The 23,834-nt window shown below is 65.6% G+C and carries 20 protein-coding genes; 9 read left to right on the top strand and 11 right to left on the bottom strand.

All coding sequences use genetic code 11. From position 1 onward, the window contains the following. Window positions 1-272: 272 nt before the first annotated feature. From ntrX to dusB, 5 genes are all read right to left on the bottom strand, one after another. Window positions 273-1,643 (bottom strand): nitrogen assimilation response regulator NtrX, encoded by a 1,371-nt coding sequence (gene ntrX / locus AB5K84_RS24320; RefSeq protein WP_011087262.1) that lies wholly within the window; start codon window positions 1,641-1,643, stop codon window positions 273-275. Between the two features lie 17 nt (window positions 1,644-1,660). Then, a complete protein-coding gene (locus AB5K84_RS24325; RefSeq protein WP_038967572.1) occupies window positions 1,661-4,087 on the bottom strand; it encodes a sensor histidine kinase NtrY-like in 2,427 nt (808 codons plus the stop codon). 492 nt (window positions 4,088-4,579) lie between these two features. Continuing rightward, window positions 4,580-6,022 carry a nitrogen regulation protein NR(I) gene (ntrC, locus tag AB5K84_RS24330; RefSeq protein WP_011087260.1) on the bottom strand — a complete coding sequence of 481 codons (1,443 nt, stop codon included), beginning with the start codon at window positions 6,020-6,022 and terminating at the stop codon, window positions 4,580-4,582. Between the two features lie 9 nt (window positions 6,023-6,031). Then, on the bottom strand, window positions 6,032-7,207 hold the full coding sequence (locus AB5K84_RS24335; RefSeq protein WP_011087259.1) for a two-component system sensor histidine kinase NtrB: 1,176 nt from the start codon (window positions 7,205-7,207) through the stop codon (window positions 6,032-6,034). After that, on the bottom strand, window positions 7,204-8,205 hold the full coding sequence (dusB, locus tag AB5K84_RS24340) for a tRNA dihydrouridine synthase DusB (protein ID WP_161537076.1): 1,002 nt from the start codon (window positions 8,203-8,205) through the stop codon (window positions 7,204-7,206). The genes AB5K84_RS24335 and dusB overlap by 4 nt, the downstream gene beginning before the upstream one ends. Window positions 8,206-8,484: 279 nt before the next feature. Between dusB and AB5K84_RS24345 the strand changes: the two genes are divergently transcribed. Together AB5K84_RS24345 and AB5K84_RS24350 are read left to right on the top strand one after the other, a co-directional pair. Continuing rightward, window positions 8,485-9,681: a bifunctional 2-C-methyl-D-erythritol 4-phosphate cytidylyltransferase/2-C-methyl-D-erythritol 2,4-cyclodiphosphate synthase gene (locus tag AB5K84_RS24345; RefSeq protein ID WP_011087257.1), complete on the top strand. Its 1,197-nt coding sequence runs from the start codon at window positions 8,485-8,487 to the stop codon at window positions 9,679-9,681. 3 nt (window positions 9,682-9,684) lie between these two features. Beyond that, window positions 9,685-10,293, top strand: coding sequence for a CinA family protein (locus AB5K84_RS24350; RefSeq protein WP_011087256.1), 609 nt, complete (start codon window positions 9,685-9,687; stop codon window positions 10,291-10,293). Window positions 10,294-10,427: 134 nt separating this feature from the next. Here AB5K84_RS24350 and AB5K84_RS24355 read toward each other — a convergent pair whose 3' ends face one another. Further along, window positions 10,428-10,628: a hypothetical protein gene (locus tag AB5K84_RS24355; protein WP_129557617.1), complete on the bottom strand. Its 201-nt coding sequence runs from the start codon at window positions 10,626-10,628 to the stop codon at window positions 10,428-10,430. Window positions 10,629-10,817: 189 nt separating this feature from the next. On the opposite strand from AB5K84_RS24355, the gene AB5K84_RS24360 reads away from it, so the two are divergent. From AB5K84_RS24360 to AB5K84_RS24385, 6 genes are read left to right on the top strand one after another with little or no spacing between them, the layout of a single operon-like run. Continuing rightward, entirely contained in the window at window positions 10,818-11,429 is a 612-nt protein-coding gene (locus tag AB5K84_RS24360; RefSeq protein WP_231166733.1) for a c-type cytochrome, read from the top strand. Between the two features lie 11 nt (window positions 11,430-11,440). Further along, a complete protein-coding gene (locus AB5K84_RS24365; protein WP_162494096.1) occupies window positions 11,441-12,685 on the top strand; it encodes a cytochrome c in 1,245 nt (414 codons plus the stop codon). An 18-nt stretch (window positions 12,686-12,703) separates the two neighbouring features. Next, window positions 12,704-12,880, top strand: coding sequence for a hypothetical protein (locus tag AB5K84_RS24370; RefSeq protein ID WP_028174068.1), 177 nt, complete (start codon window positions 12,704-12,706; stop codon window positions 12,878-12,880). After that, entirely contained in the window at window positions 12,877-13,440 is a 564-nt protein-coding gene (locus AB5K84_RS24375; RefSeq protein WP_011087253.1) for a cytochrome c oxidase subunit II, read from the top strand. The genes AB5K84_RS24370 and AB5K84_RS24375 overlap by 4 nt, the downstream gene beginning before the upstream one ends. Further along, window positions 13,427-15,049: a b(o/a)3-type cytochrome-c oxidase subunit 1 gene (locus AB5K84_RS24380; RefSeq protein WP_011087252.1), complete on the top strand. Its 1,623-nt coding sequence runs from the start codon at window positions 13,427-13,429 to the stop codon at window positions 15,047-15,049. The genes AB5K84_RS24375 and AB5K84_RS24380 overlap by 14 nt, the downstream gene beginning before the upstream one ends. Continuing rightward, on the top strand, window positions 15,049-15,864 hold the full coding sequence (locus tag AB5K84_RS24385; RefSeq protein WP_038967574.1) for a c-type cytochrome: 816 nt from the start codon (window positions 15,049-15,051) through the stop codon (window positions 15,862-15,864). Before AB5K84_RS24380 ends, AB5K84_RS24385 begins: the two co-directional genes overlap by 1 nt. 110 nt (window positions 15,865-15,974) lie before the next feature. Here the strand turns inward: AB5K84_RS24385 and AB5K84_RS24390 are convergent, their stop codons facing one another. Both AB5K84_RS24390 and lipA read right to left on the bottom strand, forming a co-directional pair. Next, window positions 15,975-16,445, bottom strand: coding sequence for a type II toxin-antitoxin system RatA family toxin (locus AB5K84_RS24390; RefSeq protein WP_011087250.1), 471 nt, complete (start codon window positions 16,443-16,445; stop codon window positions 15,975-15,977). Between the two features lie 6 nt (window positions 16,446-16,451). After that, entirely contained in the window at window positions 16,452-17,408 is a 957-nt protein-coding gene (gene lipA, locus AB5K84_RS24395; protein WP_011087249.1) for a lipoyl synthase, read from the bottom strand. A 130-nt stretch (window positions 17,409-17,538) separates the two neighbouring features. Between lipA and AB5K84_RS24400 the strand changes: the two genes are divergently transcribed. After that, window positions 17,539-18,141 (top strand): DNA-3-methyladenine glycosylase, encoded by a 603-nt coding sequence (locus tag AB5K84_RS24400; RefSeq protein WP_011087248.1) that lies wholly within the window; start codon window positions 17,539-17,541, stop codon window positions 18,139-18,141. 89 nt (window positions 18,142-18,230) lie between these two features. Here the strand turns inward: AB5K84_RS24400 and AB5K84_RS24405 are convergent, their stop codons facing one another. The 3 genes from AB5K84_RS24405 to AB5K84_RS24415 all read right to left on the bottom strand — a co-directional run bounded on the left by AB5K84_RS24405 (window position 18,231) and on the right by AB5K84_RS24415 (window position 23,723). Beyond that, window positions 18,231-21,107 carry a valine--tRNA ligase gene (locus AB5K84_RS24405; RefSeq protein ID WP_011087247.1) on the bottom strand — a complete coding sequence of 959 codons (2,877 nt, stop codon included), beginning with the start codon at window positions 21,105-21,107 and terminating at the stop codon, window positions 18,231-18,233. 141 nt (window positions 21,108-21,248) lie between these two features. Then, the gene (locus AB5K84_RS24410) at window positions 21,249-22,025 is read right to left on the bottom strand and encodes a PopZ family protein (protein ID WP_038967575.1); all 777 of its coding nucleotides are present in this window, start codon (window positions 22,023-22,025) and stop codon (window positions 21,249-21,251) included. 306 nt (window positions 22,026-22,331) lie between these two features. Continuing rightward, window positions 22,332-23,723 (bottom strand): TolC family outer membrane protein, encoded by a 1,392-nt coding sequence (locus AB5K84_RS24415; protein WP_011087245.1) that lies wholly within the window; start codon window positions 23,721-23,723, stop codon window positions 22,332-22,334. Window positions 23,724-23,834 lie beyond the last annotated feature (111 nt).

Genomic DNA, 23,834 nt, shown 5'->3' on the forward strand with positions numbered 1-23,834 from the left:
GAGTTTCTTTTTATTGCACCGGTTGCGGCCCTCTTTGTGAAATTCGGGGCCTCTTCCGGTTGCCGCTCCTCATGAGATCCCCCTCGGAGGAACAGCGGTTCGATTAGAGGACAGGTCGGGATATTAGGCAAGCCGCTTCACGCGGCAGCCCATGCCCTATTGCCCCGAAAAACTACGGAAATCGATGATTTTCCTCGCTTATCCCTGACGAGCCGCCACGACGTCGCGGCCATTTCTGTATGCGGACCGGTATCCAATTCGCTCGCAGCGTTCTAACCGACGCCGAGTGCCTTCAGCTTTCGATGCAGTGCCGACCGTTCCATGCCAACGAACTCAGCCGTGCGAGAAATATTTCCTGAAAAACGGCTGATCTGTGCAATCAAATAGTCGCGCTCGAACACTTCGCGCGCTTCGCGCAACGGCAGGCCCATGATGTGCTCGCCATTGTTGCTGGTCGGCATCGCCGGCACCATCGAGCCGACGTCCTGCGGCAGCATGTCGGCGGTGATGATGACCTCCGGTCCGCCCGCGGCCAGAATCATGACTCTTTCAACGTTGTTGCGGAGCTGGCGCACATTGCCGGGCCAGACATGCGATTGCAGCACTGCCATCGCGTCCTGTCCGATCTGCCGCTTGGGCAGGCCGCTGCCGGCCGAGATCTGCTCCATGAAGTAGTCGATCAGCTCCGGAATATCCTCGCGCCGCTCCGAGAGTGCGGGCACGCGGATCGGCACGACCGAGAGGCGATGATAGAGGTCCTCGCGGAAATGGCCGGCCGCGATCTCCTCCTCCAGGTTGCGCGCCGTCGAGGAGATGATGCGCACGTCGACCTGCACTTTGCCGGTGCCGCCGACGCGCTGGAACGACTGCTCGACCAGCACGCGCAAGATCTTGTTCTGGGTCTCGCGCGGCATGTCCGCGATCTCGTCGATGAACAGCGTACCGCCATGCGCCTCTTCGAGCGCGCCCGGCTTGCGCGGCTGCTCGCCATTGGACTGCTCGACGCCGAACAGCTCGTGCTCCATGCGCTCGGGCGTGATCGCGGCGGCGTTGATGACGACGAAGGGACCGTCGGCGCGGCCCGAGGCCGTGTGCAGCGTGCGCGCAGTCAGCTCCTTGCCGGCGCCGGCGGGGCCGACGATCAGGATGCGGCTGTTGGCCTTGGCCGCGCGCTCGATGGTCTGGCGCAGCTGGTTCATGCTGGGCGAGCGGCCGACCAGCGAGCTTGCACTCGGTGCGAGCTGCTTCAGCTCCTTGACCTCGCGCTTGAGCCGCGAGTTCTCCAGCGCTCGGTTGGCGACCAGGATCAGCCGGTCCGCCTTGAACGGCTTCTCGATGAAGTCGTAGGCGCCACGCTTGATTGCGGCGACCGCGGTCTCGATGTTGCCGTGGCCGGAGATCATCACGACCGGCAGGTCGGCATTGTCCTTCTTGACCTGCTCCAGGAGCTGCAAGCCGTCGAGCTTGGAGCCCTGGAGCCAGATGTCGAGGAACACCAGATGCGGCCTGCGGTTGGCGATTTCGGCCAGGGCCGAGTCGCTGTCGCGTGCAGTCCGGGTGACGAACCCCTCGTCCTCGAGGATGCCCGCAACGAGATCCCGAATATCGGCCTCATCATCGACAATCAGAATTTCACTTGCCATGGGTCGCGCCTGTCTTGTCAGCTGCCTGTTGAGGCTTCGATCTTCGTTGAATCATTGGTCTTTTCAGCCGGCTCTTTGGTTTCGGCTGCCGGCCCTTTTGTTTCGGTGCCCTTGATGGATTCCTTGGCGATTTCCGCTTCCTTCGCCGCATCCTTGACCGTTTCCGCGGTCGCTTCCTCGCGCGTATTCTTGACGGCCGGCGCCTGCTCGGTCCCTTCGGTCTTCGCCGGCGTGCCGGAGATCGCAAAGCGCATCCGCATCCAGGCGCCGCGCTGGCCTGCGCGGAAGTCGGAGGCGTCCTTCAACTCGATGCGCCCGCCATGGTCTTCCAGCACGCGGCCGACGATCGCAAGGCCAAGGCCGGTGCCCTTAGCCCGCGTCGTCACATACGGCTCGAGCAGCCGCGAGCGCGCCACCTTGGGCAGGCCGATGCCATTGTCGATGACGTCGATCAGCACGTCCTCGCCCTCGCGCGACACCACGACGTCGATGCGGCCCTTGCCGAGCTCTTCCGGCGGGACCTGCTCGATTGCCTCGGTGGCGTTCTTGACGATGTTGGTGACCGCCTGCGAGATCAGCCGGCGGTCGAACTGGGCGCGCAACGGATCTTCCTTGAACTCGGCCTCGATATCGAGCTCGGGGTGGGCGACCTTCATCAGGAACACCGCCTGCCGCACGGTGTCGACGACGTCCTCGCCCTCCATCACCGGTTTCGGCATCCGCGCGAAGCGCGAGAATTCGTCGACCATGCGCCTGATGTCGTCGACCTGGCGCACGATGGTGTCGGTGCACTGCTCGAAGATCTGCTTGTCCTTGGTCTCGGTGATGTCCTTGCCGAACTTGCGGCGGATGCGCTCGGCCGAGAGCTGGATCGGCGTCAGCGGGTTCTTGATCTCATGGGCGATGCGGCGCGCCACATCGCCCCAGGCCGAGGTGCGCTGTGCCGACACCAGCTCGGTGATGTCGTCGAGCGTGATGATGTAGCTGTCGTGCGGCTGGTTCTTCTCGGCGCTGACGCGGACCGAGAGGTTGCGCTCCTGTCCGTCGCGGGTGATCGTGATCTGGCCCTGCACCAGGCGCTGGGTGCCTTCCCGCGCCGTCTTCATCATCTCGTCGAGCTCCGGCAGGACGTCGGAGAGCGCATGGCCGAGCGTCTCCGCTTCGGAGTGCCCGATCAGCTTCTCGGCGGAGCGGTTGAGGATGCCGACGCTGCCCGAAGTATCGACGCCGATGATGCCGGCGCTCGCCGAGGACAGCACCGCTTCGATGAAGCGGCGACGGCTGTCGATGAGGTCGCTGGCGTTGACCAGTTCGTCGCGCTGGCTGCGCAATTCCTGCGTCATCTTGTTGAAGGTTTCGCCGAGCTGGGCGAGATCGCCCTCCGACTGGTGCACCGGCACCTTCACGTGAAGGTCGCCGGTCGAGACCGTGTGGGCCGCGTTCATCAGCCGCCGGATCGGCGAGACCAGCGAGTTGGCGAAGTTCAGCCCGATCAGCACCGAAGCCATCAGGATGGTCAGCGCGATCACCGCGAACATCAGCGCGAAGGCGACCTGGATGCCGAGCCGCCGCGACTCGATCTGGGCATATTCGGCGACGCTGACCTCGGTCTGCTTGAGCTGGTTGACCACGTTCGGATCGAGCGGCCGCGCGACATAGAGGAAGGTGTCGCTGAAGGCGCGCAGGCGGATCACCGCGGCGACGAAGCTCGCATCCGGCAGCACCGCGATCTCGGGCTCGGACTCGTTGACGTTGCTGAGGAAGTCCGGCGCCGGCGGCGAATAGGCCAGCCGCATGCCGGTGTCGGCGGATTCCAGGATGTTGGTGTTCTTGTCGATGATCATCGCGCCCGGCAGATTGCGGGAGCTGGCACTGGCCGTCAGCAGCTCGCGAAACGACCGCCGATCCTGGTCGTAGAGCGGCCGGGCGTGCGCGATATCGTTGGCCATGCCGAGAATGTCGCCGCGGATCAGCTGCGCATGGTCCTGCATATAGGCCCGCGCGATGTTCAGCGAATTCTGGATGACCTGCTTGGTCGGCCCGGAGAACAACCGGTCGAGGCCGCGCTCGAGGGTGACGTTGGCGACGACGGAAACCAGCACGGCCGGCAGCACCGCCACGATCGAAAAGAGGCTGACGATCTGGACATGGAGACGTGCCGCCGCCCTGCCCCGCCGGCGCGCCAGGATGAGCTGCCAGAGCTCGCGGACGATGATCCCGACCAGGAGCAGGATCGTGCCCGCATTCATCAGATAGAACGTGCGGACCACCTCCGGCGTCGGATCGATCCTGGTGAGGCCAGTCAGGACCAGGAAGGTCAGCAGGCCCGACAGCAGCGCCAGCGCCACGGCAAAGGGCGCCAGCCAGCGTCGCGGCGACCAGCGTCGGGGCTCTTCAGCTGGGGCCGTGTCAAAGGATGCGGCCGAGGTGTCTGCGCTGGTCATTCCGGCAATGGGTGCTGAAAACAGGGGTCCGCGACGGCGGCGGATACTGATGTATTCGTACCACATTGTTGCCGAATTGCGACAATTCCGCGGCGCCCCCACCGCGACGGACCGGCGCATCCACAGGGCACGCCGGGCCAGCGGGAACGGAATCCGTCCATTCCGGCTTGACTGGGATGGACAGGTTCTTTCTCGCGATAATGGTCGCGGCCGTTCTGCTGCTGATCGTGGCTTCCGACCTGCTGGTCAACGGCCCCGGCAGACAGGCACCGGCTGACGTGGCCATGCTGCCGGCATCAGCCCGACTGGTCAGATAGGCGCGAGACCGCACCCCGCGGTCGAATGACTCATTTGAATGTTCCGGCGGAACAATTCAGTCCGATTCGGACTTCTGCTCACCGCGTCAGCCATCAAGGCCAGCGCGATCCGGACAGGCTCAGCTCCGCCTTGGTTAGGGGGAGCTGAGCCACCGCCCGAGGCGGCGAGCTAGAACTAGCCCCCGCTCCGATAGACCTGGATGTCGAGGTCCCGGATCTTCTTGCGCAGGGTGTTGCGGTTGAGGCCGAGCAGGTCCGCGGCGCGGATCTGGTTGCCGCGGGTCGCCGCCAGCGCGGCCGTGAGCAGCGGCACCTCGATCTCCTTGAGGATGCGGTGATAGAGGCCCGGCGGCGGCACGCCGTTCGGAAAGCCCTGGAAGTGCGAGGACAGATACGCCTCCACCGCGCCGCCGAGATTGTCGACGCCCTGCTGGACCGCAGCACCCGGGCTGACCGAGGGCGGCGCAAGCTCGCCGTCGATGACGGAGGCCGTGATCACGTCCTGCGGATAGAGCGCCGCGAGGCGCCGGGCGAGATTTTCGAGCTCGCGCACGTTGCCGGGCCAGCGGTGCTGCTTCAGCCGCTCCAGCGCCAGCGTATCCAGCTTCTTCGGCGGCAGGCCGTCCTTCTCGGCCAGCGCGAAGAAGTGGCGCACGAGATCCGGCAGATCCTCGATGCGCTCGCGCAAGGGAGGCAGCCGCAACGGCACGACGTTGAGTCGGAAGAACAGGTCCTCGCGGAACAGGCCCTGCTGGATCAGCACGCGCAGATCCTTGTTGGAGGCCGCAACGATCCGCACGTCGGTCTTGATCGGGGTGCGGCCGCCGACGGTGGTGTATTCGCCCTGCTGGAGCACGCGCAGCAGGCGGGTCTGCGCCTCCATCGGCATGTCGCCGATCTCGTCGAGGAACAGCGTGCCGCCCTCGGCCTGCTCGAACCGGCCCGAGGCGCGGGTGTTGGCGCCGGTGAAGGCGCCGCGCTCATGGCCGAACAGCTCGGACTCGATCAGGTCGCGCGGGATCGCCGCCATGTTGACGGCGACGAACGGGCCGTTGCGGCGCTTGCCGTAATCGTGCAGCGCGCGCGCCACCAGCTCCTTGCCGGTTCCGGACTCACCCGTGATCATCACGGTGAGGTCGGTCTGCATCAGGCGCGCCAGCACGCGGTAGATTTCCTGCATCGCCGGCGAACGGCCGACCAGCGGGATCGCCTCCATCTCGGCGTCCTCGTCCGGCGTCGAGGTTCGCTCCTTCGGCTCGGCGAGCGCACGGCCGACGATGGCGATCAGCTCCTTCAGGTCGAAGGGCTTCGGCAGATACTCGTACGCCCCGCGCTCGGAGGCGCGGATCGCCGTCATGAAGGTGTTCTGCGCGCTCATGACGATGACGGGCAAATTCGGCCGCATCTTCTTGATCCGCGGCAGCAGGTCGAAGGCGTTTTCGTCCGGCATCACCACGTCGGTGATGACGAGATCGCCCTCCCCCTGGCTGACCCAGCGCCATAGCGTTGCGGCATTGCCGGTGAGCCTGACCTCATAGCCGGCGCGGGACAGAGCCTGATTGAGAACCGTGCGGATGGCGGTGTCGTCATCTGCAACGAGAATGCTACCTGCGGGCATTGTTAATCCTCATTTTGCCCCCTGTGATGCAGACGACGACTTCCCGGCAGAGCCGTCGCGACTGCTGTGATCGGCATGTTTGACCGATGTGGAATACATCGGCATCAGCACGCGGAAGGTGGTCTTGCGCGGCTGAGATTCGCATTCGATGATGCCCCCGTGATCGCCGACGATCTTTGCGACCAGGGCGAGGCCCAGACCCGAGCCGGTCTGCTTGGTGGTCACGAAGGGATCGAACAGGTTGGGCAGAAGATCGTCCGGCACGCCTGGTCCGTTGTCCCTCACGCAGAATTCGAGCGGCAAGGATACCCGGGATTTTTGACCGGGGACTGACAGGCGCACGCCGGGGCGGAACGCGGTGGTGAGCTGGATCTCGGCATCGGGCACGTCGATCAAGGCTTCGGCGGCGTTCTTCACGAGATTGAGGAACACCTGGATCAGCTGATCCTGGTTCGCCAGCACCGGCGGCAGCGAGGGATCGTAGTCCTCGATGAAGCGGATGTTGCGGGCAAAGCCCGACTGCGCCAGCCGCTTCACGTGATCGAGCACCGAATGGATATTGACCGGCCCGCGCACCACGGGACGCTCGTCGCCGAACACCTCCATGCGGTCGACCAGCGTCACGATGCGGTCGGCCTCGTCGCAGATCAGCCGCGTCAGCATGCGGTCCTCGGACGAGGCCTGCTGCTCCAGCAGCTGCGCCGCGCCGCGGATGCCGGAGAGCGGATTCTTGATCTCATGCGCGAGCATCGCTGCTAGCGCTATCACCGAGCGCGCGGCGCTGCGATGGGTGAGCTGCCGATCCATCTTGTCGGCGATGGTGCGCTCCTGAAGCATCACCACGATATGGCCGGGCCGCTCGGTGAGCGGGGCGACGTGCAGATCGACCTGGCGATCGCCGCCCATGCGGGGCGTGCCCAAATCGACCTTGTATTCGTTCACCGGCGAGTTCGACGAGCGCACCTGGTCGATCAGCGCCAGCAAGGGGCTGCCGAACGGCACCAGCTCTTTCAGCGACTGCCGCTTCAGGAATTGCGTCGAGATCTCAAAGAAGGCTTCGGTTGCGATGTTGGCGGCGACGATCTTGCCGTCCGGCCCGATCAGGAGCACGGGATTGGGAAGCGCGTCTAGGATCGCATCGCTGTCGGACGGTAGCGGCCGACGTTGTTCAGCGGCTGAGCTCATGCAGCAGCGCTCCATGCGAAGTCGTCGAAGGCATCTTGCAGTGACTGGTGGACGAGGCGGGGATCTTCGGACGTCAGAATTGTCCGGCGCCAGGATTTCAGCTTCTCGACCGGCGCGCGGCTCGCATCGGCGGCGACGTCGAGCGCCCAGCCGAGATGCTTGCGGGCATGCTTGAGACCGACGCGCAGGCCGTAGAGCGCGCACACGCCTTCATAAAGCGTGCGGACATAATGGAGTTGCGTCGCGAGCGACGGCGTGGCTTCCGCCGCCCCGCCCTTCAGGCGCCGGCCGATCTGGCCGGGCAGCCAGGGCTGGCCCTGTGCGCCGCGGCCGATCATCACGGCGTCGGCGCCGGAGGATTCGAGCGCCGCGAGCGCCTTCTCGTACGAGGTGATGTCGCCGTTGACGATGAGCGGAATCGAGATCGCCTCGCGCACGGTGCGGATCGCATCCCAATCGGCCTCGCCCTTGTAGAACTGGCAGCGGGTGCGGCCATGCACGGTCACGAGCTTGATACCCGCGGCTTCCGCGCGCCGCGCCAGTTCCGGCGCATTGCGGCTGCGGTCGTCCCAGCCGAGCCGCATCTTCAGCGTCACCGGCACCTTCACCGCCGCGATCGTCGCATCGATCAGGCCGACAGCGTGGTCGAGATCGCGCATCAGGGCCGAGCCGGACTGGCCGCCCGTGACGTGGCGGGCCGGACAGCCCATATTGATGTCGATGATATCGGCGCCTTCCGCTTCGGCGATCCGGGCGCCTTCGGCCATCCAGTGCGCCTCGCAGCCGGCGAGCTGCACCACGTGCGGACCGATTCCGGTCGCTTCGCAGCGCAACCGGGACATCCGGTGGCCGTTGGCGAGCTCATCGCTGGCGGTCATTTCGGACACCACCAGACCTGCCCCAAGCTCGGCGACCAACCGCCGGACGGGCGAGTCAGTCACTCCCGACATCGGTGCCAGGAAGACCGGGGTGGCGACCTCAATATCGCCTATTTTCAAGGGCTTGGAGCCTGATCCTGCCGAGCCGGTCACAGTGGTCTCATTCACTCGCAGGGCCTCATCGCACCTGCCATGACCTATCTTGCGCACAATTCTTGTGCAGTCAAGCGTCATGCCTACAGTTTAGACAGTTCTGCAAATCTTTCAAGTGCAGTGCAGCAAATTGCTGTTTCCCACAATCCAGGGAAACCCCCTTTTTTTGCGGGCCTGCCGTGCTAGAGGCATGCCGGCAATCACCCACTTCCGACTCTTTCATTAGCAACTGAGTATTTGAGTCCTATGGCGAAATCACAGCGCACCGCAGTCGTTCTTGTCGCGGCAGGTCGCGGCCTGCGCGCCGGTGCCGGCGGGCCGAAGCAATATCGCGAGATCGGCGGGCAGCCCGTGATCTATCGCGCCATGGAAGCCTTCAGCCGCCACCCCGACGTGTTTGCAGTGCAGCCCGTGGTCAACCCCGACGACAGCGCCATGTTCACGGCAGCGGTCGCTGGATTGAAGCACGAGCCGCCGACCAATGGCGGCGCCACGCGCCAGGCCTCGGTGCTTGCCGGTCTCGAAGCGCTCGCAAAGCACCAGCCCGACATCGTCCTGATCCACGACGCCGCGCGTCCCTTCGTCTCGGACGGTGTGATCTCGCGCGCGATCGATGCGGCGAGCCGCACCGGCGCCGCGATCCCCGTCGTTCCCGTCACCGACACCATCAAGCTCACCGGCGCGAGCGGCAACGTCGAGGACACGCCGGATCGGGCCCGCCTGCGGATCGCGCAGACGCCGCAATCCTTTCGTTTCGATGTCATCCTCGAGGCGCATCGTCGCGCGGCGAAGGACGGGCGCAGCGATTTCACCGATGATGCCGCGATTGCCGAATGGGCGGGATTGACGGTTGCAACCTTTGAAGGCGATGTTGCCAACATGAAGCTCACCACTCCCGAAGATTTCGTGCGCGAGGAAGCGCGCCTGGCCGCCCAGCTCGGCGACATCAGGACCGGCACGGGCTACGACGTCCACGCCTTCGGCGAAGGCGACCACGTCATGATCTGCGGCGTCCGCGTGCCGCACAGCAAGGGTTTTCTCGCGCATTCCGACGGCGATGTCGGCCTGCATGCGCTGGTGGATGCCATCCTCGGCGCGCTGGCCGACGGCGACATCGGCTCGCACTTCCCGCCGAGCGATGCGAAGTGGAAGGGCGCCTCCTCCGACCAGTTCCTGAAATACGCCATCGAACGCGTCGCCCAGCGCGGCGGCCGCGTCGCCAATCTCGAGGTGACGATGATCTGCGAGCGGCCAAAGATCGGCCCCCTGCGCGACACCATGCGCGCGCGCATCGCCGAGATCTCCGGCGTCGACATCTCGCGCGTCGCGGTGAAGGCGACGACCAGCGAGCGGCTCGGCTTCACCGGCCGCGAGGAAGGCATCGCGGCCACCGCGAGCGCCACCATCCGCCTGCCGTTTAACGAGAAGACCTGGAGCGTCTAGGCCATGGCCGGCAGCGACGCACGCGCCCTCTCCCGCTCGCTGCTCGATTTGTGCCGGATGCGCAAGCTGACGATCGCCACGGCCGAGTCCTGCACCGGCGGGCTCGTTGCCGGCGCGCTGACCGACATCCCCGGCTCCTCCGACGTGATCGACCGCGGCTTCGTCACCTATTCCAACGACGCCAAGCGCGCGATGCTCGGCGTTGAAGCAGGTACGCTCGCCAATTTCGGCGCCGTCAGCAAGGAGACCGCAACCGCGATGGCGATCGGCGCGCTGGAGCGTGCCGGTGTCGACCTCGCGGTCGCCATCACGGGCATCGCCGGCCCTGGCGGCGCCACGCCCGGCAAGCCGGTCGGCCTCGTGCACTTCGCCGCCGCCGCACGCGACGGCCGCATCATCCACCGCGAGCACCGTTTCGGCGCGATCGGCCGCACCGCGGTGCGTCAGCGCTCCGTCGTCGAGGCGCTGCGCATGCTGATGGATCTCGCCCGCGGCCCGCAAGTCACGGCCAAGCCACAACGCGCCGCCGCGAGCCGCTTGCGCCCCCGTGTGACACGCTCGCCGCGCCGGCATGCGGCGAAGCGCAGGCCGCCGCGGTCACCGCGGGGGTGAGTCCCGTAGCCCGGGTGAGCGAAGCGATACCCGGGACGCCGCAGCAGAAGTCCCGCATGTCGCCAGATCGGTGTCCGCGATTTCCTTGAAGATCGTCAGAGTAATGTGGTCCACGGTCAATCCCTGTAGGCCACTCAACATCCGTTAGCTTCAGCGTAGCGATCTTCCGCCTTCTGAACCCAGCTGTGTTTTGTGTCGAGGTCAATGGAAGCACGAAACAAGGCTCGGGCAAGACGCGCGGCGAGACTGAGATGCCGCGCTTGCTTTTCAAAAAGCACGCAAATCTTGTCGAATCCGATCGTTATATGCAGTGCAAGAGCGCGACCAAACGTCATCGTCCCCATCCGAACTTGCGCGCGACCATATTGGCGCAATAATGCCGCTCTATGTTGTGGTCCGGAATCAACCGGCCCAGCCTTCTGGAGGGCGACGAATTGTTCGCTCGCACCACTGCTCTGGCCATTGCCATCTTGGCCGCCCTTGACGGCGCAGCCGCACAAACGGCCAACCAGCCGCCGGATACGATGGCGGCGCGGGTCGAGGCCTGCACGCCCTGTCACGGCAACAAGGGCGAAGGCACCAGCGACGTCTATTTCCCGCGCCTCGCCGGCAAGCCCGCCGGTTATCTCTACAACCAGCTCCTCGCCTTCCGCAGCGGCCGGCGCAAATATCCGCCGATGAACTATCTGCTGGAATTCCTGCCGGATCCGTATCTGGAGGCGATGGCGGAGTATTTTGCCACCGAGCACCCGCCGCTGCCGCAACCGGCGCCGAGCGAGGTCAGCAAGGACGTGCTGGCGCAGGGCGAGCAGCTTGCGACCAGCGGCGATGCGGGCCGCAACATTCCGGCCTGTGTGAGCTGCCATGGTCCCGGACTCACGGGCATGCAGCCCGGCATCCCCGGACTGCTCGGCTTGCGCGCGCCTTACATCAGCGCCCAACTCGGCGCCTGGCGCTACGGCAACCGCACGGCGAAATCGCCCGACTGCATGCAGCTCGTCGCCGGCCATTTGACCGAGGCCGACGTCACCGCCGTTGCAGCCTGGCTCGCGACGCGGCCGGCGCCCGCGAACCCGGCTCCCGTGCCGAAAGGCACCTACGCGCTGCCTTTTGGCTGCGGCAGCCAGCCCAACTGACGAGGCGGATGATGGGCTCAAGACTGTCGATCACGCTCCTCGCTCTCGCCGCGTTCACGACGGCCGCGCAGGCGCAGGACAAAGACAAGACCGGCGATATCATCGCGCGCGGCGAATATCTCGCCCGCGCCGGCGATTGCACCGCCTGCCACACCGCACCGGAAGGCCGCCTGTTCGCCGGCGGCCGCGCCATGCCGACGCCGTTCGGCACGCTCTACACCTCCAACATCACGCCCGATCCGGAGACCGGGATCGGCAAATGGAGCGCCGACGATTTCTACAGGACGATGCACAATGGCCGCTTCCCGGATGGCGGGCTGATCTATCCGGCGATGCCGTTCGCCTCCTACACCAAGGTGACGCGCGCCGACAGCGACGCGATTTTCGCCTACCTGCGCTCGATCCCGCCGGTCAGCCAGAGGAACAGGCCGCACGAGCTGCGCTTTCCCTATGACAACCGTCAGCTCATCCTCGGCTGGCGCACGCTGTTCTTCAGCGAGGGCGAGTTCAAGCCGGACCCGACCAAGTCTGCCGAGTGGAACCGCGGCGCCTATCTGGTCGAGGGCCTCGGCCATTGCGGCATGTGTCACTCACCGATCAACGCGCTCGGCGGCACTTCGCAATCGGACGCCTTCAAGGGCGGCCTGATCCCGATGCAGAACTGGTACGCGCCCTCGCTCACGTCCAACCGCGAGGCGGGACTCGGCGACTGGAGCATCAAGGACATCACCGACCTGCTCCAGACCGGCGTTTCGGCGCGCGGGGTCGTCTACGGCCCGATGGCCGAAGTCGTGCACAACAGCCTGCAATATCTGAGCGACGAGGACACCAAGGCGATGGCGGTGTACCTCAAGGGCATCTCGGAGCCCTCTCCGCCGCCACCGGCGAGCTCGGCGCTGCCGACCACCGAGAGCAGCCTGCTGATCAGCCTCGGCAAGACCGTCTATGACAAGAACTGCGCGAGCTGTCATGGCACGCAGGGCGAAGGCAAGCCGCCGCACTGGCCGCCGCTCGCCAACAACCAGTCAATCGAGATGCAGTCGGCGGTCAACCCGATCCGCATGGTGCTCAACGGCGGCTATCCGCCGGGCACCAATGGCAATCCGATGCCTTACGGCATGCCGCCGTTCGCCGGCCTGCTCTCCGACAACGAGGTCGCCGCCGTCGTCTCCTACATCCGCACCGCCTGGGGCAATCGCGGCACGCCGGTCTCGGCCCGCGAGGCCAACGAGCTGCGCTCCGCACCGCTGAACTGAGGACGCCAGAGATCCATCATGATCAATTCCGATCCGCCGACCAGCCCAGCCGCCGCCGACCACGCTGTCGAGGAAGTCGTCGCGCAAGGCCCGTCCGGCGCGATCGTGCTCGCCGGCATCGCCACGGCCTGCGTGGTCGCGATGTGGCTCGCCTTCTATCTGTTCGTCTTCCTGCCGCGCGGATCGCTGCAATGAGCGCAGAGGACACCCATGGCAGCGCCGAGGTCGCGGCCCGTGTCGAGCGGCGCTGGGCGACTATTGCCGTGATCATCGTCGTGGGCATGGCGCTGCTGGCGGCTTTCGCCGGCATCCATCGCGCGACCATGCCGCAACCGCGTGTCGAGACCACCGATCCATCGCGGATTCATCTTTCGGGCGAATTCGTCGAGAGCAATCTCGGCAGCGTGCTCGAGGCCAACGGCAATGTGACGGTGCGCGCGATCGGCCAGCAATATTCCTTCACGCCGGCCTGCATCGTGGTGCCCGTGGACACGCCGATCACGCTCCGCGCCACCAGCGCCGACGTCGTGCACGGCATCCTGATCCAGGGCACCAATGTCAACACCATGCTGGTGCCGGGCTACATCTCAGAGCAGCTGATGCGCTTTACCAGGACCGGCGACTATCTGATGCCCTGCCAGGAGTTTTGCTCCTTCGGCCACGAGGGCATGTGGGGCAAGGTCGAGGTGATCGACAAGTCCGACTTCGCCGATCGTGCGAAGGGCGGCGGGAGGCTGAGCTGTGTTGGCCAATAGAAAGCTCATCCTCGCCCATTTCTGGTTTGCATTTGCGCTGTTCGGCGTCGCGCTGACGCTCGGCGCCTGGCAGATGTTCATCCGCAGCCCGATCGGCACCTGGCTCTCCAACCCCGAGCTCTACTACCGCTCGCTGACGGCGCACGGCACGGTGATGGGCTACGTGTTCCCGACCCTGGTCGCGATGGGTTTTGGCTACGCCATCAGCGAGTCCGCGCTGGAGCAGCGCCTGGTCGGCGTGCGCTGGGCCTGGGCCGGCTTCTGGCTGATCGTTGCCGGCAGCATCATGGCCGTGATCCCGGTCGCGCTCGGGCGCGCCTCGGTGCTCTACACCTTCTATCCGCCGCTGATCGGCAACGTCTTCTACTATCTCGGCGTCGTGCTGGTCGTGGTCGGCTCATGGATCTGGGTCGCGCTGATGTCGGTCAATCTGCGCGTCTGGCGAAAAGCCCATCCCGGCGCGCCGGTGCCGCTCGCGATGTTCGCCAATGTCGCCGGCTCCTATCTGTGGGCGTGGACCGCGGTCGGCGCCGCGCTCGAGCTGTTGCTCCAGATCATTCCGGTCGCGGCGGGGCTGAAGGCGACGATCGACGCCGGTCTTGCCCGCGTGTTCTTCTCCTGGACGCTGCACGCCATCGTCTATTTCTGGCTGATGCCGACCTACATCGCCTATTACACCATCGTGCCGCGCGCGATCGGCGGCCGGGTCTATTCCGACAGCATGGCGCGGATCTCCTTCATCCTGTTCCTGGTGGTGGCGATGCCGATCGGCATGCACCACACCTTCGCCGATCCGCAGGTCGGCGCCGGCTTCAAGTTCATCCATTCGGCCTTCACCGCACTGGTCGCACTGCCGACGCTGCTGACCGTGTTCACGATCTGCGCCTCGGTCGAGATCGCCGCGCGCCTGCGCGGGGGCCGCGGCCTGTTTGGCTGGATTCGGGCGCTGCCATGGGACAATCCGATGATGCTGGCGCTCGCGTTCTCGTTCGTCATGCTCGGCTTCGGCGGCGCCGGCGGCCTCATCAACATGAGCTATCAGCTCGACGCGTCGATCCACAACACGCAGTGGATCACCGGCCATTTCCACCTGATCTTCGGCGGCGCCATCGTGATCATGTATTTCGCGATCGCCTATGATCTGTGGCCGCATCTCACCGGGCGCGAGCTGACCGACCTTCGCCTGATCCGCACCCAGCTCTGGCTGTGGTTCGTCGGCATGATCGTCACGACATTCCCCTGGCACTGGGTCGGCATCCTGGGCATGCCGCGCCGCATGGCCTATTTCGACTTCGGCGATCCCGCGATCGCGCCGCAGGCGCTCTCCGTCACATTCTCCGCGATTGGCGGTTTCATCCTGCTGACCTCGGGCATCATATTCCTGGTCATTCTGGCCCGAGGGATGCGTGCGCCTCAGGCTGATGCCGGCCCCTATCGCTTCGCGCTGGCGGTGCATCAGCCGGCGACGGTGCCGGTCGCGCTCAACACCCATGCGCTGTGGGTGGCGCTGATGATCGCCCTGACCATCACCAATTACGGCTATCCGATCCTGACGCTGGCACTGACCGAGGGCACGTCGGTGCCGGCCGTCTATGTGGGAGCGCAGTGATGAGCACGCGCGACCTCTTCACCTTCCGTAACGGCCATTTCAAGATTGGCGTTGGCATCACCGCCGCGATGCTCGTCGTGACGGCGATCGCAGGCTTCATCGTGCTGCCCTTCGCGCAGCCCTGGGTGCAGTTCGCCAATGTCTGGGATGCGATCTGTAGCGCCGCCGGCGTGCCGCGGCGCGCGGCAAGCGTGACGGCGCCCGAGCAGAGCATGCGTCTGTCGGAGGTCGTGCTCACCTCGCACACGCTGTCGCGTCCGAGCCAGGAGGCGATTGGCCGCGGCGCCACGCTCGCGCAGCGCTGCGCGATCTGCCATGGCCCGACCGGCATCAGCCGCGCGGACTCGCCCAACCTCGCCGGTCAGTATGCGGCCGTGATCTACAAGGAGCTGCACGATTTCCGCTCAGGCGCGCGCACCAATGCCGTGATGTCGCCGTTTGCCGTCAACCTGACCGACCAGGAGATCGCCGACCTCGCGAACTACTACGCCTATCTGCCGCGGCTACCAGCCTATCATCCGACGCCGCTTCTGCCGAAACCCAACATCGTCATCTACGGCGCGCCGATCCGCGGCATCGCGCCGTGCGGCGCCTGCCATGGCAGCCTCGACAACAAGACCGGCAGCCCGTGGCTGGAGGGGCAATCCGAGGCCTATATGAAGGCGCAGCTGCAGGCCTTTGCCTCAGGCGAGCGGCGCAACGACATCAGCCAGCAGATGCGCAACATCGCCCGCGCGATGACGCCACAGGAGATCGAGCAGGCCGCGGCGTATTATGCCTCGCAGCCGCCGGATATCGTGAAGGCCGTTGATTGAGCCCCGCTGTCATTGCGAGCGTAGCGAAGCAATCCAGAATCCATCCGCGGAAAGGCTCTGGATTGCTTCGTCGCAAGGGCTCCTCGCAATAACGGCGGAGAGGCTACGCCTTACGTCGACGCCAGCTTCGGCCGGCCGTAGACCGCATCCGCGCGCTTCTCGAACGCGGTGGAAAACCGCGCGAACGCGGCGTCGAACATCGAGCCCATCAGCATCGCCAGCATGCGGCTCTTGAACTCGTAGGCGAGGAAGAACCCGACGTCGCAGACGCCCTCGCCCTTGGGCTCGAACGTCCAGCGGTTTTCCAGATTACGGAACGGGCCTTGCAGATATTCGACGAGGATTTTCAGGTTGGCACGGTCGAGCGTCACGCGGCTGGTGAAGGATTCCTTGACTAGCTTGAACGACACCGTCATGTCGGCGACCAGCACCTCGGTGCCGTCGGGCTTCGCCATGCGCTGGCGGACCTTCAGCGCGCTGCACAGCGGCACGAACTCCGGGTAGCGCTCGACATCGGCGACCAGATCAAACATCTCGGACGCACTGTGGTTGACGCGGTGCTTGCTCGAAACTCGATGCATGATACGTCAGCGGGCGTGAGCTGCCCGCGCAGCCTTCAGTCTCGCGAAATCCTCGCCGGCATGATGCGACGAGCGGGTGAGCGGGCTCGCCGACACCATCAGGAAGCCCTTGGTGTAGGCGACCTTTTCATAGGACGAAAACTCGTCCGGCGGCACGTAGCGCATCACCGCGTGATGCTTACGGGTCGGCTGGAGATATTGCCCGATGGTCAGGAAGTCGACATCGGCCGAGCGCAGATCGTCCATCACCTGCTGCACCTCGTGGCGCTCTTCACCCAGGCCCACCATGATGCCGGACTTGGTGAAGATGGACGCATCGAGCTCCTTGACCCGCTGCAACAGCCGGATCGAATGGAAGTAGCGCGCGCCTGGCCGTACCGTGAGATAGCGCGACGGCACGGTCTCGAGATTGTGGTTGAAGACGTCGGGCCTCGCCGCGACGACGACCTCCAGCGCGCCTTCCTTGCGCAGGAAGTCAGGCGTCAGGATCTCGATCGTGGTCGAGGGGCATGCGGCGCGGATGGCGCGGATGGTCTGGGCGAAATGCTCGGCGCCGCCATCGGCGAGGTCGTCGCGGTCGACCGAGGTGATGACGACGTGGGCGAGGCCCAGCTTGGCCACGGCCTCGGCGACGTTCTGCGGCTCGTCCGCATCCAGCGCGTTGGGCAGGCCGGTCTTGACGTTGCAGAAGGCGCAGGCACGGGTGCACGTGTCACCCATGATCATGAAGGTCGCGTGCTTCTTGTCCCAGCACTCGCCGATATTCGGGCAGCCCGCCTCCTCGCACACCGTGTGCAGGCCGTTCGCCCTCACGATGTTGCGGGTGTCGGCATAGCCGCGGGTGTTGGGCGCGCGCACGCGGATCCAGTCCGGCTTCGGCGGTGAAGCGGAATCGGGGCGATTCACCTTTTCGGGGTGGCGCGGGCGCAGCGGGTTCGAGATGGTATCGACAATAACGACCATGAGGTGTCCGGTCTGTTCAGGTCCTACCTAGTCGGTCTTGCCCGGCATCGCAACCCGGCTCGCACCGCTTCAGGGAACATGGCAGATATGGGCAATATCCTGCTCTGTTCTCAGACGATTCTCACCTCGAATGGCTCCAACCTCGAAGACTTCTCCCCCGCGGCTCGGCAAGCCCCTGAAGCGCGCCTTTTTTGGCCGCAGCGTCCGCGAGGTCGCCCACGACCTGATCGGCGCCACCATGCTGGTCGATGGCGTCGGCGGCCTCATCGTCGAGGTTGAGGCCTATCATCATACCGAGCCGGCGGCGCACTCCTACAACGGCCCGACGCCGCGGAACCATGTCATGTTCGGCCCGCCCGGCTTTGCCTATGTCTACCGCTCGTACGGCATCCACTGGTGCGTGAACTTCGTCTGCGAGGCGGAAGGCTCGGCCGCGGCGGTGCTGATCCGCGCGCTGGAGCCGACGCACGGCATCGCCGCAATGCGCCGCCGCCGTCATCTCCAGGACGTGCACGCGCTGTGCTCGGGCCCGGGCAAGCTGACGGAGGCGCTCGGCATCACCATCGCGCACAATGCCCTGCCGCTGGACCGGCCGCCGATCGCGCTGCATGCGCGGACGGAGGATTTGGAGGTGGCGACAGGCATCCGGATCGGCATCACCAAGGCCGTCGAGCTGCCCTGGCGCTATGGCGTCAAGGGCTCGAAATTTCTGAGCAAGCCGTTTCCGAAGTAGTTGTCATTCCGGGATGGTCCGAAGGACCAGACCCGGAATCTCGAGATTCCGGGTTCGGCTCTTCGAGCCGCCCCGGAATGACAGCGAGGCTACGACGCCTGCTTGAGCCGCTCCAGCGCCTCCAGCAGCTTGGCCTTGCGGGCCAGCGCCGCCTCGCGCTTTTCGCGCTCCTCCTCGACGACCTCCTCGGCCGCGTTGGCGACGAATTTCTCGTTCGCCAGCTTGGACTCGGCGCGCTTGATGTCGGCGTCGGCCTTGCCGATCTCCTTGTCGAGACGGGTGCGTTCGGCGGCAACGTCGATCACGCCCTTGAGCGGCAGCGCGGCCACCTCGCCGCGCACCAGGAGCTGGACGGCGCCGTCAGGCGCGCGGTCGGCGAAGGAGATGTCCGACAGCCGCGCCATACGCTTGATGACGTCGGTCCAGCGCGGCGCGCGTTCCCTGGTCTCGGCCGAAGCGCCGGCGAGGACCAGCGCCGTCAGCGTCGCCGGCGGGATGTTCATCTCGGCGCGCACCGAGCGGATCTGCGTGACGAGGTCGATCACCCAGCCGATCTCGGCTTCAGCCTTGGGATCGGTGAAGTCGGCATGGTCGAAGATCGGCACGATCAGGGCCGGCGAGATCAACGGATCGGTGGGACCTGCGGCTGCGGCGAACATCGCCAGTTGCTCCGGCGTCGGCTCGGCCGGCTTCAGCGGCCACGCGGCCAGCGCCAGCAGGCCGTCGCGCTTCGCCGTCACCTCCCACAGCTCTTCGGTGATGAAGGGCATGAAGGGGTGCAGCAGCTTCAGGATCTCGTCACGTGCCCAGGCGACCATGGCGCGGGTCTCGTCCTTGGCGGGGCTGTCCGGGCCAAGCAACACGGGCTTTGCGAGCTCGACATACCAGTCGCAATAGACGTTCCAGACGAAGCGGTAGATCGCGCCGGCGGCATCGTTGAAGCGATAGGCCTCGATCGCCTCGGTCACCTCGCGCGTGGTGTGTGCGCTCTCATGCGCGATCCAGCGATTCAGCGTCTCCTTCGCCTTCGCCGGCTCGAAGCCTTCGGGCACGGCGCAGTGGTTCATCTCGGCAAAGCGGGACGCATTCCAGAGCTTGGTCGCGAAATTGCGGTAGCCCTCGACGCGGCTGGTGGCGAGCTTGATGTCGCGTCCCTGCGCCGCCATCGCGGCCAGCGTGAAGCGCAGCGCGTCCGCACCGTATTCGTCGATCAGGTGGAGCGGATCGATGACGTTGCCCTTCGACTTCGACATCTTGGCGCCCTTCTCGTCGCGGACGAGGGCGTGGATGTAGATCGTCGAGAACGGCACTTCCTTCATGAAGTGCAGGCCCATCATCATCATGCGGGCGACCCAGAAGAAGATGATGTCGAAGCCGGTCACCAGCGCGTTGGTCGGGTAGTAGCGCTGCACCTCGGGTGCGTCTTCGGGCCAGCCCAGCGTCGAGAACGGCCACAGCGCCGAGGAGAACCAGGTATCGAGCACGTCCTCATCGCGGGTGATGAAGCCCTCGCGCTTGTTGCGGTCGAGCGCCATCTCGCGGCCCTGCTCGGCCGTGATGACCTCCTGCTCGACGTAGTAGCCGAGCGCGTGGCTGATCGCCTCCTCCTCGGTCTCGGCGACGAACACCTTGCCGTCCGGCCCGTACCAGGCCGGAATCTGGTGGCCCCACCAGAGCTGGCGCGAGATGCACCAGGGCTGGATGTTCTCCATCCACTCGAAATAGGTCTTTTCCCAGTTCTTCGGCACGAAGCTGGTTTCGCCCGAACGCACCGCCGCGATCGCGGGCTTTGCGAGTGTCTTGGCGTCGACATACCACTGGTCGGTCAGGTACGGCTCGATCACGCTGTTGGAGCGGTCGCCGTGCGGCACCATGTGGGTGTGCGGCTCGATCCGCTCGACGAAGCCGAACGATTCCAGCCGCTCGACGATGCGCTTGCGCGCAACGAAGCGGTCAACCTTGTTGAACTCCTCGGCGAATTGCGCGGCGCCTTCGGGCAGGTCGCGCAGGTAGTCCTCGTTGTCGAGGAGATCGAGGCAACCTTCCTTGTCGAGCACGCTGATCCGGCGCAGGCCATGGCGATTGCCGACCTCGAAGTCGTTGAAGTCGTGCGCCGGCGTCACCTTCACCGCGCCCGAGCCCTTCTCCGGATCGGAATAGTCGTCGGCGACGATCTCGACCTTGCGGCCCACCAGCGGCAGAATGACGTGCTTGCCGATCAGCTTCTGATAGCGCTCGTCATCGGGATGCACGGCGACGCCGGTGTCGCCGAGCATGGTCTCCGGGCGCGTCGTGGCTACGACGATGAAGCTCGAGGGATCCTCGGGGCTGAAGGTCTTGCCCTCGATCGGATAGCGCAGATACCAGAGGCTGCCCTTGACCTCGGTCTGCTGCACTTCGAGATCGGATATCGCGGTCAAGAGCTTGGTGTCCCAGTTCACCAGCCGCTTGTCCTTGTAGATCAGGCCATCGCGGTGCAGCTCGACGAACACCTTGATGACGGCCTTGGACAGGCCCTCGTCCATGGTGAAGCGTTCGCGCGACCAGTCGCAGGACGCGCCGAGGCGCTTGAGCTGGTTGATGATGGTGTCGCCGCTCTCGGCCTTCCACTGCCAGACCCGCTCCAGGAACTTCTCGCGGCCCATCTCGCGGCGGCCAGGCTGCTGGCGCTCCATCAGCTGCCGCTCGACCACCATCTGGGTGGCGATGCCGGCATGGTCGGTGCCGGGCTGCCACAGCACGTCGCGGCCGCGCATGCGCTCGAACCGGCACAGGATGTCCTGGAGCGTGTTGTTGAGGGCGTGGCCCATATGCAGCGAGCCCGTTACGTTCGGTGGCGGGATCACGATGGTAAAGGGCACTGCGTCGCGGCGGTCGGGGCGGCCGGCCTTGAAGGCAAGGCTGTCCTCCCACACCACGGACATACGGGCTTCGATATCGGCGGGCTGGTAATTTTTCTCGATCATGGGGCTGCTAGAAAGCCGCGCGCGGGGGGCAAGTCAACGAAAAGGTCAACGGAGAGCCTGGCGGCAAAACGGCTTCCCGGCCCGGTCGAGAGGCCAAATGTGACGTACAAGCGGGGCTTTATGAGGGCTCCGCGGCCGGCGCTACCTGCCGCCGCGCGAGACCCGCTCGATTTCGGCCTTGACGATGCGTTCAACCAGGCCCGGCAGGTTGTCGTCGAGCCACGACTTCAACATCGGGCGCAGCATCTCCTTGACCAGGTCCTCCAGCGTCCGCGCGTTGCTGCTGAGCACCGTATGAGCCAGCGAGTTGAAGGCGGATTCGACCGCCGAGACCGTCGATTGCGCCAGGATCGGCTGCTGCGGCGGCAGCGGCGGCGCATCGAAATCCACCGATGCGTAGGACGGCGGCGCCGGCGCCGGGCGTGGTGGGGGCGATTCGGCGAATTCGAGATCGTCGCGCGGCTCGACCTTGCGAAAGCTCGGCGGCGGCGGAGGCGGCGTCGGCTCCGGGTCCATCGCCATGTCGTCGGTCAATTCGAGCACGTCGGGCTCGGGCTCCGGCTCGGCATCCGGGGCGCGGACCTCGGGCGCCGACGTGGCTGTGTCGAGCCCCGCCAGCAGCGCGTCGATATCGTCCTGGCTGTTTGGCCCGACATCCGCGGCAGGTGCAGGCGGCGGGGGCGGCGCCGGCTTTGCGGCCGGCGGCGGGGCGGGCTTCTCGGCAGCGGGCTTGGCGGGTGCGACCTTGGATGGCGGAATGTCGTTCATCGGCTTCGGCGGCGCTGCCGGCGCCGCGGCTTTCTCGGGCTTCGCGGTGTCTGCCGGCGGCGGCTTGGCCTCGTCGTCGGCAATGATGCGCCGGATCGAGGCCAGAATCTCCTCCATCGAGGGTTCTGTGACCTTTGCAGGCTGCGTCATCTCCGACTCCACATCATCAACGCCCTCGCATGCGTTGTTTTACACCAAGCACGGCAGGATTGGCCGGTTCCGCAACGGACGCCCCGACATTTTCGTCGCGGCAGGCCGACTTGTCCCCAGATCACGGCTAAACGTGCGGCGGTGCGCCCCTGCCCTCGGCACTCAAGCTTTACGCACACGACATCAGGTGCGGGGGCGAATCGACCCGCATCTTCTTGGCAAGGCTATGTCAGGGATTTTGATGATTGCAAGCAAAGCGCCGGTCGGCCTCGGCTGTTTGCGAGGCTGACCGGACACTTATGGGAATCAGCGCCCGTCGGGCGTGCGCACACCAGCCCAGCTGTCGCGGATCTGCTGGTAGTGCACGCTCGGATCGTAGACCGTGGTGTTGAGACCGAGCACCTGCGGCGCGAGACGGCCGACCGCGTTGAGCACCGAATAGGACGCCACCACGCGGTCATGCTGCGCAGTGACGAGCGCAACGCGTGCGTTCACCAGCGCCTGCTGCGCGTTGAGCACGTCGAGCGTGGTGCGCTGGCCGGCCTTGGCTTCCTCGCGCACGCCGTTCAGCGCGATTTCGGAGGCCGTGACCTGCGCCTGCGCGGACTGCACCTGCGCCTTGCCGGCCTCCAGCTGGCCCCAGGCCTGCACAATGTTGGCGCGGGTCTGATCGCGAGTGGTTTCAAGATTCAGGCGTTGCTGCGCCAGGTTCTCTTTCGATTGGCGGATGAGCGAATATTCGATGCCGCCCTGATAGATCGGCACGGAAGCCGTCGCGATGGCGGAAGCGGTCGTCGTTCGGAAGACGGTCAGAGTCTGCTGGAACTGCTGGGTGATGCCCGCCTGAACCGTGACCGTCGGCAGCAGCGCGCCTTCGTTGATCTTGACCTGGAGATAGTTGACGTCGATGCCGTACATCGCAGCCGTGACGCTCGGGTTCTCGACCAAACCGAGATTGACCGCGGCGGCGATCGTCGCGGGCAGGAAGCGGTCGACCGGCGAGCCCGGGGCAAGATTCGTCGGCTCGTTGCCGATGATCCGGCGAAAGTTCGCGCGCGTCGTCGTGAGATTCGATTCAGCGGTCAGAGCTTGAGTCCTGCCCGCAGCCAGCTGCGCTTCGGATTGCGCCACGTCGGTGCGGGTAACCTCGCCGACATTGAAGCGATCGCGCGTCTGCTTGAGCGTCTGTTCGAGCACGCGCACGTTGCTGCGCTGAACTTCGAGCGTTGCCGCATCACGCAGGTAGTCCATGTAGGTGCTGGCGGCCTGCAGCAGAACGGTCTGCTCGAGCACGCGCAACCCCTCGCGAGACCCTGAGACCTGGCTCTCCGCAGCGCGCGTCTTGTTGGCGGTCTGATTGCCGTTGTAGAGCGTCTGGTTGATGGTCAGGCTGGCGGCGTTGGGCTGAAGGGGATTGGGTTCATGGATCCCCGGGCCCCTCTGCACCTGTTGGATATCCTGATATTGATACCCGGTGCTCGCCGTCAGCGCGACCTTGGGACGATAGCCTGACAAGGCCTGCGGCACGTTTTCGTCAGTCGAGCGCACCTGGGCGCGCTGTGCGTTGAGCTGCGGATTGTTCTGATAGGCGCGCACCAAGGCGGCCTCGATCGTGTCCGCCAAGGCAGGCGTCGGCCCGGCAAGCGCCAGCACCAAGACCGAAACCGCAGCTCCGGTGAAGAGCTTCACCCCATGCATCCCAAAAATTCCGTTCATTCTAACGTCCGGCTCGTGCCCGCGAGCTGGGTTACCGTCTACCGAGTGGAGTCGTTGCCCCGTCGCAACATAGGACGCGGATTGGCGCGACGG

Origin of the sequence: Bradyrhizobium sp. 1200_D9_N1_1, from assembly GCF_052075915.1 — a bacterium.
Lineage (GTDB): Bacteria > Pseudomonadota > Alphaproteobacteria > Rhizobiales > Xanthobacteraceae > Bradyrhizobium > Bradyrhizobium diazoefficiens.

Coding starts and splice junctions, on each gene's coding strand:
- ntrX (WP_011087262.1), bottom strand. CDS start 1,643: ATGGCAAGTGAAATTCTGATTGTCGATGATGAGGCCGATATTCGGGAT.
- AB5K84_RS24325 (WP_038967572.1), bottom strand. CDS start 4,087: ATGACCAGCGCAGACACCTCGGCCGCATCCTTTGACACGGCCCCAGCT.
- ntrC (WP_011087260.1), bottom strand. CDS start 6,022: ATGCCCGCAGGTAGCATTCTCGTTGCAGATGACGACACCGCCATCCGC.
- AB5K84_RS24335 (WP_011087259.1), bottom strand. CDS start 7,207: ATGAGCTCAGCCGCTGAACAACGTCGGCCGCTACCGTCCGACAGCGAT.
- AB5K84_RS24345 (WP_011087257.1), top strand. CDS start 8,485: ATGGCGAAATCACAGCGCACCGCAGTCGTTCTTGTCGCGGCAGGTCGC.
- AB5K84_RS24350 (WP_011087256.1), top strand. CDS start 9,685: ATGGCCGGCAGCGACGCACGCGCCCTCTCCCGCTCGCTGCTCGATTTG.
- AB5K84_RS24355 (WP_129557617.1), bottom strand. CDS start 10,628: ATGACGTTTGGTCGCGCTCTTGCACTGCATATAACGATCGGATTCGAC.
- AB5K84_RS24360 (WP_231166733.1), top strand. CDS start 10,818: ATGGCGGCGCGGGTCGAGGCCTGCACGCCCTGTCACGGCAACAAGGGC.
- AB5K84_RS24365 (WP_162494096.1), top strand. CDS start 11,441: ATGGGCTCAAGACTGTCGATCACGCTCCTCGCTCTCGCCGCGTTCACG.
- AB5K84_RS24370 (WP_028174068.1), top strand. CDS start 12,704: ATGATCAATTCCGATCCGCCGACCAGCCCAGCCGCCGCCGACCACGCT.
- AB5K84_RS24375 (WP_011087253.1), top strand. CDS start 12,877: ATGAGCGCAGAGGACACCCATGGCAGCGCCGAGGTCGCGGCCCGTGTC.
- AB5K84_RS24385 (WP_038967574.1), top strand. CDS start 15,049: ATGAGCACGCGCGACCTCTTCACCTTCCGTAACGGCCATTTCAAGATT.
- AB5K84_RS24390 (WP_011087250.1), bottom strand. CDS start 16,445: ATGCATCGAGTTTCGAGCAAGCACCGCGTCAACCACAGTGCGTCCGAG.
- lipA (WP_011087249.1), bottom strand. CDS start 17,408: ATGGTCGTTATTGTCGATACCATCTCGAACCCGCTGCGCCCGCGCCAC.
- AB5K84_RS24400 (WP_011087248.1), top strand. CDS start 17,539: ATGGCTCCAACCTCGAAGACTTCTCCCCCGCGGCTCGGCAAGCCCCTG.
- AB5K84_RS24405 (WP_011087247.1), bottom strand. CDS start 21,107: ATGATCGAGAAAAATTACCAGCCCGCCGATATCGAAGCCCGTATGTCC.
- AB5K84_RS24410 (WP_038967575.1), bottom strand. CDS start 22,025: ATGACGCAGCCTGCAAAGGTCACAGAACCCTCGATGGAGGAGATTCTG.
- AB5K84_RS24415 (WP_011087245.1), bottom strand. CDS start 23,723: ATGCATGGGGTGAAGCTCTTCACCGGAGCTGCGGTTTCGGTCTTGGTG.